Source organism: Stutzerimonas stutzeri (assembly GCF_000935215.1).
Taxonomy (GTDB): domain Bacteria; phylum Pseudomonadota; class Gammaproteobacteria; order Pseudomonadales; family Pseudomonadaceae; genus Stutzerimonas.
Genome location: NZ_JXXD01000195.1, coordinates 1 through 9,208 on the forward strand (window position 1 = coordinate 1; position 9,208 = coordinate 9,208).

Annotated in this window: 9 protein-coding genes; 1 reads left to right on the top strand and 8 read right to left on the bottom strand. The window is 65.3% G+C overall.

The features are described from left to right. The 7 genes from LO50_RS18485 to LO50_RS18515 form a co-directional block, all read right to left on the bottom strand. Nucleotides 1-210, bottom strand: a 210-nt coding sequence (locus LO50_RS18485; RefSeq protein WP_425522004.1) for an aldehyde dehydrogenase family protein, incomplete at its 3' end; no start/stop codon positions are given. A gap of 18 nt (nt 211-228) precedes the next feature. Beyond that, on the bottom strand, nt 229-1,056 hold the full coding sequence (locus LO50_RS18490; RefSeq protein ID WP_015278322.1) for an ABC transporter permease: 828 nt from the start codon (nt 1,054-1,056) through the stop codon (nt 229-231). Between the two features lie 63 nt (nt 1,057-1,119). Beyond that, complete coding sequence (locus tag LO50_RS18495; protein WP_041015136.1) at nt 1,120-2,373, bottom strand: ABC transporter permease; 1,254 nt, start codon at nt 2,371-2,373, stop codon at nt 1,120-1,122. A 63-nt stretch (nt 2,374-2,436) separates the two neighbouring features. Next, nucleotides 2,437-3,468, bottom strand: a complete 1,032-nt coding sequence (locus tag LO50_RS18500) for a polyamine ABC transporter substrate-binding protein (RefSeq protein WP_044315924.1) — start codon at nt 3,466-3,468, stop codon at nt 2,437-2,439. 48 nt (nt 3,469-3,516) lie between these two features. Beyond that, nucleotides 3,517-4,626, bottom strand: a complete 1,110-nt coding sequence (locus tag LO50_RS18505; RefSeq protein ID WP_044315925.1) for an ABC transporter ATP-binding protein — start codon at nt 4,624-4,626, stop codon at nt 3,517-3,519. Between the two features lie 148 nt (nt 4,627-4,774). After that, entirely contained in the window at nt 4,775-5,404 is a 630-nt protein-coding gene (locus LO50_RS18510; RefSeq protein WP_008568256.1) for a response regulator, read from the bottom strand. Further along, the gene (locus tag LO50_RS18515; RefSeq protein ID WP_044315926.1) at nt 5,401-7,818 is read right to left on the bottom strand and encodes a PAS domain-containing sensor histidine kinase; all 2,418 of its coding nucleotides are present in this window, start codon (nt 7,816-7,818) and stop codon (nt 5,401-5,403) included. Before LO50_RS18515 ends, LO50_RS18510 begins: the two co-directional genes overlap by 4 nt. 96 nt (nt 7,819-7,914) lie before the next feature. Between LO50_RS18515 and LO50_RS18520 the strand changes: the two genes are divergently transcribed. Continuing rightward, nucleotides 7,915-8,940: an alpha/beta hydrolase family protein gene (locus LO50_RS18520; RefSeq protein WP_044315927.1), complete on the top strand. Its 1,026-nt coding sequence runs from the start codon at nt 7,915-7,917 to the stop codon at nt 8,938-8,940. Between the two features lie 7 nt (nt 8,941-8,947). On the opposite strand, the gene LO50_RS18525 is transcribed toward LO50_RS18520, so the two are convergent. Then, a partial coding sequence (locus LO50_RS18525) for a DnaJ domain-containing protein (protein ID WP_044315928.1) occupies nt 8,948-9,208 on the bottom strand: 261 nt, incomplete at its 5' end.

The following is a 9,208-nucleotide window of genomic DNA, read 5'->3' on the forward strand; positions in this document are numbered from 1 at the left end:
CTTGGCAGTCAGCGCGCGCCAGGCGGGTTGTGCCGCCTGGGCGGCTTCGATGGCGCGGCGGGTTTCGCCGCGGCCCATGTTCGGCACGGCGCCGATCAGCTCGCCGGTGGCCGGATTGAAGATTTCGGTGCGCGCGCCACTGTCGGCCTCGCACCACTCACCGTTGAGATAGGCGGTTTGGCGCAACAGATCGGGTTGCCCAAGTTGCAGAGTCATGTGCGTATTCCGTCAGGCAGGTTGTTGAGTGCGCAGCTTCTCGGCACGGCCACGCAGCCACTCCAGAGTCAGCAGCAGGGCGATGGAGAAGCCGATCAGCAGCGTCGCCGCGGCCGCGATGGTCGGGCTGAGGTTTTCCCGTATGCCGCTGAACATCTGCCGTGGCAGGGTGATCTGCTCCGGGCCGGCGAGGAACAACGTCACCACCACTTCATCGAACGAGGTAGCGAAGGCGAACAGCGCGCCGGAAATTACCCCCGGCGCGATCAGCGGCAGGGTCACGCGGAAGAATGCCGTCAGCGGCGAGGCGCCGAGACTGGCCGCAGCACGCACCAGGTTGTAGTTGAAGCCCTGCAGCGTCGCGGAGACCGTGATGATCACGAAGGGCACGCCGAGCACCGCGTGCACCAGGATCAGCGACAGGTAGCTGTTGCCCATGCCCAGCGGTGCGAAGAACAGGTAGCTGGCCACACCGATGATCACCACCGGCACCACCATCGGCGAGATCAGTATGGTCATCAGCAGCGCCTTGCCGCGAAATTCCGCGCGGGTCAGGCCGACCGCCGCCAGGGTGCCGAGCACCACAGCGAGAAAGGTCGCGGCGGGCGCGATGAGCATGCTGTTCTTGAGCGAGCGCATCCAGTCGGCCGAGCTGAACAGCGCCTCGTACCAACGCATGGAAAAGCCCTGCAAGGGATAGACGAGGAACGAGCCGGAATTGAACGACAGCGGCACGATGACCAGTACCGGCACGATCAGAAACAGCAGCACCAGCGCGCAGAGGATGCGCAGCGCGTAGTACCAGGCCCGTTCGACGGGCGACATATAGGGGCTCAGCATGAAAGGTTCTCCTGCCCGGCATGAAGACTCTGAAAAGGCGGCTGCGCCGCGACGTGCGTCATGTCAACCCAGCCGCAGGCGGCTGGCACCGACCAGCCAGCTGTAGATGACGTACAGCAGCATGGTGGCGAGCAGCAGCAGGCCGCCCAGCGCCGTGGCCATGCCCCAGTTGATGGTGGTGTTGGTGTAGAAGGCTACGAAGTAGCTGACCATCTGATCGTTCGGGCTGCCGAGCAGCGCCGGGGTGATGTAGTAGCCGATGGAGATGATGAACACCAACAGGCAGCCCGCACCGACACCGGCCAGCGTCTGCGGGAAGTACACCCGCCAGAAGCTGGCGAACGGATGACAGCCCAAGGACACCGCGGCGCGCATGTAGCTCGGCGAGATGTTCTTCATCACGCTGTAGATCGGCAGGATCATGAACGGCAGCAGGATGTGCACCATGGCGATGTAGACGCCGGTGCGGTTGAACACCAGCTGCAGCGGCTCGTCGATCAGACCCATCTTCAGCAACGCACCATTAATGAGGCCGCCGGACTGCAGCAGCACGATCCACGCCGCCACGCGCACCAGAATCGAGGTCCAGAACGGCAGCAGCACCAGGATCATCAGCAGGTTGCTCTGCCTCGCCGGCAGGTTGGCCAGGAGATACGCCAGCGGATAGGCCAAGAGCAGGCAGATCGAGGTGATCACCAGGCCCATCCAGAAGGTGCGGGCGAAGATGTCCAGATACACCGCCTGGTCCGGCGAGACCTTGGCCAGCTCACCCAGCTCGTCGATGCGGTGATCCAGCGCGGCCAGCAGGTAGTAGCCGGTCACCGCACTGTCGTTGCGCTGGATCACCTGCCAGAACGCCGGATCGCCCCAACGCTCGTCGAGCGCCTCCAGCGCCTCCTGATAGGACGCCGGTGTCTCGCGAAACGGCATCGCCCGCGCAGTCTTGGTCAGCAGGCTGCGATAGCCCGCCAGCTCCATGTTCAATCGCTTGGACAGATCGCCCAGGCTCTGTTCACGGCGCGCCTGATACAGATCCTCGGCCAGCGCCTGATAGGCCGGATCCGCTGGCAGCCCCCGACCATCCCATTCGGCCAGCGCCGCCAGCGTGCGTGGCAGCGTGTTCACCACCTCGGGGTTCTCGACGCTGCGCCAGAGCAACGAGGCGATGGGTACCAAAAAGGTCAGCAGCACGAACAGCAGCAGCGGCAGGATCAGCGCCTGCGACTTGAGCTTGTTCACCCGTTCGGCCCGTGCCAGACGCTGTTTCAGATTGGGCTCGGCGATCTCGTTCGCCGGCAGGGATATTGCTGTGGCCATGAAGACTCCGCGATTCGTTCCGATGGCTGGGACCGGCCCCGCCTATGCGGCGGGGCTCTCAGGTCAGCGTGCTGCCCAGGCGTTGAAACGCTGCTCGAGCTGTTCGCCGTAGTCGGCCCAGAAGGTCACGTCCATCGCCACCTGGTCGACGATGTTCTCCGGTGCGGTGGGCATCTGCGCCAGGCGCTTTTCATCCAGCAACGACACGGCCTGGGTGTTCGCCGGGCCGTAGGCGATGTTCTCGGCATACGCCTTCTGCTGCTGCGGCTCGACGGTAAAGGCGATGAACTTGCGTGCCTGCTCCTGGCTCTTCGCGCCCTTGGGGATGGCCCAGGAATCGAAGTCATAGATGCCACCGCTCCAGACGATCTGTAGGTTGCTCTCGTTCTGCACGGCAGCAATGCGGCCGTTGTAGGCGCTGCTCATCACCACGTCGCCAGACGCGAGGAACTGCGGCGGCTGCGCGCCGGCTTCCCACCACTGGATATGCGGCTTGAGCTGATCGAGCTTTCTGAAAGCGCGGTTCTGGCCGTCCTTGGTGGCCAGCACCTTGTAGGCGTCCTTGGCCGGCACGCCGTCGGCCATCAGCGCGAATTCGAGGGTGTACTTGGCGCCCTTGCGAAGGCCGCGCTTGCCGGGGAATTTCTCGGTATCCCAGAAATCCGCCCAGCTGGCCGGCGCGCTTTTCAGCTTGTCGGCGTTGTAGGCCAGCACCGTCGACCAGACGAAGAAGCCAACGCCGCACGGCTGGATTGCGCCTTCGACGAAATCATCCGGATTGCCGACGATGCCCGGGTCGAGTTCCTCGAACAGCCCTTCGTCGCAGCCGCGGGACAGTTCCGGCGACTCCACTTCCACCAGGTTCCACGACACGCTGTTGGTGTCGACCATTGCCTTGACCTTGGCCATTTCGCCGTTGTACTCGCCGGCGATGATGCGCCCGTGCCCCGCCGCGTCCCACGGATCGTAGAAGGCCTTGACCTGGGCCTGCTTGTTGGCACCGCCGAAGCTCACCGCGGTGAGATTCTCGGCAGCCGCTTGCCCGGCACAGACGAGTCCGAGCGCCAGCGCGGACAGTTTCAGGTAGTTGCTCATACCAGTTCGCTCCTTGATGCAGTTGTGTGGTTTTTTCCAGGCATTGCCTCAGGCCGCCTGCAGCGGGTCGAGCGCACGAACGTGCTCGACATGCCAGCCGATCGGGACCACGTCGCCGACCCGCAGGGCGCTGTCGAACTCGGCGATCGGCTGTTTGACGAAGAAGTCGTTGACCCCGCATACCTCGAGACGGATACGGATGTGATCGCCGAGGTAGATGAACTCGGCAACGCGCCCGGTGAAGCGATTCGGGCAGTTGGCACTGGCTCCGTTAAGCAGCACCCGCTCCGGGCGGATCGACAGGCTGACCGGCGACCCCGTCGCGCCGACGTTGACCGCCAGCGCCTCGACGGTTTCGCCGCGGCCGAGCTTGACCGTGCAGCTATCACCACGGCGGTCGAGCAGATGCGCCGGCAGGCGGTTGTTCTCGCCTAGGAAGTTGGCGACGAAGGTGTTCACCGGCTTTTCGTAAAGGGTGCGCGGGTCTTCGATCTGCTGGATCTGGCCCTGATGGAACACCGCCACCCGGTCGGACATGGTCAGCGCTTCGCCCTGATCGTGGGTAACGTACACCACGGTGACGCCGAGGCGTTCGTGCAGGTGCTTGATCTCCATCTGCATCTGCTCGCGCAACTGCTTGTCCAGCGCGCCCAGAGGCTCGTCCATCAGCACCAGCTGCGGTTCGAACACCAGCGCCCGGGCCAGTGCCACGCGCTGTTGCTGGCCGCCGGAGAGCTGCGCCGGATAGCGGTTGCGAAAGCCCTCCAGCTGGACCATCGCCAGGGCGCGCTTTACCCGCTCCTTGATGTCCGGCTTGGCCATGCCGCGCACGCTGAGCGGAAACGCCAGGTTTTCCGAAACCGTCATGTGCGGGAACAGCGCGTAGTTCTGGAACACCATGCCCATGTCGCGCTTGTGCGGTGGCACGTTGTTGACCGCCCGGCCATCGAGGAGGATTTCCCCCGCCGTGGGCGTTTCGAAGCCAGCCAGCATCATCAGGCTGGTGGTTTTGCCCGAGCCAGACGGCCCGAGCAGGGTGAGGAATTCTCCGCGGCGGATGTCCAGATTCAGATCCCTGACGATCAGCGACTCACCGTCATAGCTCTTCTGGATGCCGCGAAAGCTCACCAGGATATCGTTCGCCGTTGACTCGACCATGCTGCTGCACCTGCGTAACCGTTGAACCGTGGTCACAGCGTAGAAGCGCAGCGGCGGCGGAAAAATCGGTACAGCGGAGCGATTGGCCTAGGCGTGAGGGAGAGTCGCGTGTAGGGAACGCCCTACACGACGGGTCGGTGGCTGGTGCTCAGACCAGCTTGTGTTCCATGGCGTAGCGCACCAGATCGGCCACCGAATGCGCCGCCAGCTTCTGCATCAGGCGGGCCTTGTGGGTGCTGATGGTCTTGCTGCTGAGCGCCAGCTTGCCGGCGATGTCGTTTACAGAGTCGCCCTGCACCAGCCGTTCGAACACCGAGTATTCGCGTTCGGAAAGCAGCGCGTGGGGCGGCCGCGAATCGGTCAGGCCAACCTCGAAGACCATGCGGTCGGCCAGCGCCGGATCAATGTAGCGACCGCCACCGGCCACCTTGCGCAGGGCGGTCAGCAGCAGCGCTGGCTCGCTGTCCTTGGTCGCGTAGCCGGCCGCGCCGATCTTCAGCGCGCGCGCCGCCATCTGCGCCTCGTCGTGCATCGACAGCACCAGTACCGCCGGCGGCTGGCTCAACGCGCGGATTCGCGGTATCGCCTCGAGGCCGTTGACGCCAGGCATGGAGATATCCAGCAGCACCACGTCGCAACTGATCTGGCGCAGCTGATCGAGCAACTGCTGGCCATTGGCGGCCTCGCCGACCACCTGCATGTCACGCGCCATGCCGATCAGCTGCTTGATGCCCTCGCGGACGATGGTGTGATCTTCGGCGACCATGACCCTGATCATGACGGCAATGCTCCAGTGCTTGCGGCTGATGGAAGTGGCACCGGATCGAGTGGAACCCGCGCCGTGATGGTGGTGCCCTCGCCGGGCTGGCTGTCGATTATCAGTTGCCCGCCGAGCATCTGCACCCGCTCGCGCATGCCGACCAGGCCGAACGAACTGCCGGCGCCGCGCGCGGCCACAGGAAAACCGCAACCGTCGTCGCTGACGCGCAGACAGAGCATGTTGCCTTCGAGGAGTAACTGCACGCTGACCGTCTGCGCCTGGGCGTGCCGCATCACATTGGTCAGCGACTCCTGAAGAATGCGGAACAGGCCGATGGCCTTGGCGTTGCCCAGCAGTGGCGGACATTCCGGCACCTCGACCAGGCAGGCCACGCCGCTGCGCTCCTCGAAGCGCCGCGCCTGCCATTCCACCGCCGAGGCAATGCCGGCATCGAGAATCGGCGGGCGCAGCGCGGTGGCGACATCGCGCACCCGCTGGAACAGCTGGGCGATCAGCCGCTTCATGCTTTCCAGCCGCTGCGCCAGGGCCGGGTCGAGGTCGGCGAAGCCCAGCTCGCACATCGAGGTTTCCAGCTTGAGTACGGTCAGCACCTGGCCCAGCTCATCGTGCACTTCGCGGGCGATATGCGCCTTCTCTTCCTCGCGTACGGTCTCCAGGTGCGCGGCCAGCTCGCGCAACTGCGCACGCGACGCATCCAGCTCCAGCTCGATGCGCTTGTTGTCGGTGATATCCCAGACGATGCCGTCCCATACCCGGCGGCCATCCGGCTGGCCGCGCACGGAGGCGCGGATATCCGCCCAACGCACCTCGCCGTCGCGATTGAGGATTCGCCCCTGCCAGCGCCAGTCCTGGCTTTTCTCCAATGCCAGTTGTTGACTGGCCCAGTAGCCTGCCTCGTCATCGGCGTGCACCAGGCTGCGAATGCCAAGCCCCGGCTGCAGCAGGCGCTCGGCGGAATAGCCCACCAGGCGCTGACTGGCTTCGCTGATATAGGTCACCCGCACCGGTTCCTGCGGCCCGTCCCGCTCCAGGCGGAACACCAGCCCGGGCACGTTGCCAGCCATTGCCTTGAGACGTGCCTCGCTCTCCTGCAGCTGGGCGCTGGCGCGACGCCGCTCGGTAATGTCGGCGAGAAACACCACCAGATATTCACGGCTGCCGAAGCGCAGAAAACTGTACGTGACCGCTGCCGGAAAGCGCTGGCCGTCGCCGCGCAGCCATTCGCATTCGTGTACCTGGCGATCATCCTCGCCCGTGCGGGCAGCGCGCCAGCGCGCCAGCCAGGCATCCATGCCCAGCGCCGGGTCGAATGTTTCCAGCGGCTGATCCAGCAATCCGCCGGAGGAATGCCCGAGCAGCACCTCGGCGGCTTGGTTGGCGTAACGCACGCGGCTGTCCCAGTTGAGCCAGAGGATGCCGACGGTGCTGTGATCCAGACAAAACTGCGTCAAACGCTGCGCTTCTTCGGCCGCCTCGCGCAGCTCGATATCGCGGCGGGCGGTCTTCAGCCTGCTTTCTAGCAGGCCATGCTGATGGCGCTGCCAGGCCAGCATCAGCAGGCAGGCCAGCAACAACACGCCGAGCAAAAGGCTGAGACTGCGCCAGTAGCTGACCTCGCGACCCAGATCAATGCTGCGGGTCTTGAGCCACTGTTCCTGCAGCTGACTGAATTCCCGCGCCGGAAATTGCCGTATCGCCGCCTCGAGCACGGCGGCAAGTTCCGGGCTGTCACGCCGCGAGGCGATACGCAGAAGCTGCGGGTTGCCCAGATCACCCACCACCGCCAGCGAGTCGTACTCCACCTGCTGCGAAAGGCGGCCGAACACGGGCTCGTCAATGACGGCATAGCTTGCCTTGGCTTCCAGTACCTGGCGCAGCGCATCGTCCTGGCTGGTCGCGGTCAGCACGGTGATATTGGGATAGTTGCTGGCGAGGAACTCGGTGATCGGCCCCGGCCCGACGGCGGAGACCAGCTCGCTCGGGTGCAGATATTCAAGATCGATTGCACGCGGGCCGCCACGATCACCGACGAGCAGGCGCGGGATACGCAGAAAGGGATCGCTATATCGCCACAGCCGCAAGCCTGCCGGCGTCTGCCGTAAGCCGGGGGCCACATCGATCAAGCCCTCCCGAGCGGCCTTCTCCAGCGCGGCCTCGTCATTGAAGCGGCGCCACTGCAGGCCCACGCCGAGGTCGGTCGCCAGCTGCTCCATCAGCCGCACATGAAACCCTGACAGGCGCCGCTGGCGCTGGTCATACTCGGCATAGGGCGCGCCCATCACCACCCCGACCCGCCACTCCGGATGCTGCTCCAGCCAGGCGCGGCTATCGTCGTCAAGCGACACGGCACCAGCTGCGAAAGGCAGCGTCAGGCCAAGGAGGAGAAGGAAACGCAGGTATAAGGCGAGCATATATTCACGCAATTGATGGGCGTGCCGACACGCTGTTGTAATGCATAACCCCTGCCGGCGCCAGCGTGGTGCCGGCATCCATAGCGGAGACATTCCATGCGTCGCTTGTCTGCTTTCGTGCTTTTGTTCGGCGTCGCGCTTGGCGGCGGCGTGCCGTACATCGCAGCGGCGCAGGAACCGGAGGCGCCTCAGGAAGCACCGGCGGAGGAGCCAGCAGCAACGCCACGACCATCGCCACAAACCCGTAGCGAGGCGCTGGCCGCAGGGCTGCAACGACAGCTCGAGGCCGCCGCCCAGCTGCAGCTCGGCGACGAGGACAAATTCCTCGCGCTCTGGCACCCGGCCAATACTGCGAAGGCCCGCGGCGTGCTCGTCATTATGCCGAGCGAAGGCGAAACCGCCGATTGGCCACGCGCAATCGGCCCGCTCCGGCGCGGCCTTCCCGAACATGGCTGGCATACCCTCAGCCTGACACCCGCTGATCCGGCGCTCAGCCCTGGCCCGCGCCCGCCAGCGCCAGAAGCCCCGGCTGCGGAAGAGAAGCCCGAAACGGAAGAAAACCCTGAGCCTGACGCCACCGATACCCAGCCGGCCGCGGCGCAAACCACTTCGGCGGGCTACCTGCCTGAGCAGACGGCAGCCACGGACAACGACGAATCTACGCCGACACAAGCCGAGCAGGACACGCCGCCCCCAACTCATGCCGAGCGCATGCTGGCGCGCCTGGATGCTGCCATCGAGCATGCGCGCTCACTGCAGGCGTCGACGATTGTTCTGATCGGCCATGGCACCGGCGCCTACTGGGCGAGCCAGTACCTGGCACAGCTTCAGCCAAAGGATGTCGGGCAACTGGTGGTGATCGATCCACGCGCACCGTTGCAGGCGGAACAGCCGCTGGAGAGCTATCTCGCAACGCTACCCGCCGCCATCGGCGACTTCTATACGGGCACCGGAGCAGCCGCAAATCAGCAGGCACTGCAACGGCGCAATGCAGCGCGCCGTGCCGGGCACCCGGACTACCGCCTGGTCGCACTGCCAGGTCTGACCGGTGACCGCAATACCGAACAGGAACAACTGGTGCGTCGCGTGCGGGGCTGGCTGGAGCGCAAGCCGCCACAGTGACGCCCGCTCAGCGAAAGCCGCGGCGCTCGCGAATCAATGCGTAGGCACTGTGCAGCTCGCGGGTGCGCTCGGTGGCGTCGCGCACCTGGGCGGCATTCGCACCAGCCCCCGCCTGCTTGTCCGGATGGTGCTTGCTCAGCAGGCGCCGATAAGCGCGCTTGATCAGCTGCGGGTCGGTATCCGGACGCACACCCAGCAGCTGCATGGCCTGCTCGTAAGCACCACCCCGACCGGCCGGCGCCTCCTTGCGTCGGGTCGCGCCCGGATC